Genomic DNA, 1201 nt, shown 5'->3' on the forward strand with positions numbered 1-1201 from the left:
CCAGTGGTTAGTCGAACAGTCTGGAATGGCTGACCGTAGACGGTGATAGTCCGGTAGGTGAAAGCTGCTGGTCTTCTGTGGGTGTTCCCGAGTAGCGGCGGACTCCTGAAATCTGCCGTGAATCTGCCAGGACCACCTGGTAAGCCTAAATACTTCCTGGTGACCGATAGCGGACAAGTACCGTGAGGGAATGGTGAAAAGTACCCCGGGAGGGGAGTGAAATAGTACCTGAAACCGTTCGCCTACAATCCGTCGGAGCCTTACGGGGTGACGGCGTGCCTTTTGAAGAATGAGCCTGCGAGTTAGTGGCATGTGGCGAGGTTAACCCGTGTGGGGGAGCCGTAGCGAAAGCGAGTCTGAATAGGGCGTTTTTAGTCGCATGCTCTAGACCCGAAGCGGAGTGATCTAGCCATGGGCAGGCTGAAGCGCGGGTAAGACCGCGTGGAGGGCCGAACCCACCAACGTTGAAAAGTTGGGGGATGACCTGTGGTTAGGGGTGAAAGGCCAATCAAACTCCGTGATAGCTGGTTCTCCCCGAAATGCATTTAGGTGCAGCGTCGCGTGTTTCTTGCCGGAGGTAGAGCACTGGATGGTCTAGGGGGCCCACAAGCTTACCGAAATCAGCCAAACTCCGAATGCCGGTAAGTGAGAGCGCGGCAGTGAGACTGCGGGGGATAAGCTTCGTAGTCGAGAGGGAAACAGCCCAGATCACCAGCTAAGGCCCCTAAGCGTGTGCTAAGTGGAAAAGGATGTGGGGTCGCATAGACAACCAGGAGGTTGGCTTAGAAGCAGCCACCCTTTAAAGAGTGCGTAATAGCTCACTGGTCAAGTGGTTCCGCGCCGACAATGTAGCGGGGCTCAAGCACACCGCCGAAGCTGTGGCATTCACATTTCAACTTCGCGGCGCCTTGATGTGTCGTGCAGGTGTGTGGATGGGTAGGGGAGCGTCGTGCCGGGGGTGAAGCGACGGGGTGACCCAGTCGTGGACGCGGCACGAGTGAGAATGCAGGCATGAGTAGCGAAAGAAGGGTGAGAAACCCTTCCGCCGGATGACCAAGGGTTCCAGGGCCAGGCTAATCCGCCCTGGGTGAGTCGGGACCTAAGGCGAGGCCGAGAGGCGTAGTCGATGGACAACGGGTTGATATTCCCGTACCCGCGAAAGAGCGTCCCTGATGAACCTCGTTGTGCTAACCACCCGAGC

1 other annotated feature (only partly in view) is annotated in these 1201 nt (G+C 57.4%).

The window, feature by feature from the left end:
* Positions 1 to 1201, forward strand: a sequence feature (most likely nonfunctional fraction of RNA operon) (it extends past both window edges: 1629 nt to the left, 1613 nt to the right).

Source organism: Micromonospora sp. NPDC049240 (assembly GCF_040647835.1).
Taxonomy (GTDB): Bacteria; Actinomycetota; Actinomycetes; order Mycobacteriales; family Micromonosporaceae; genus Micromonospora.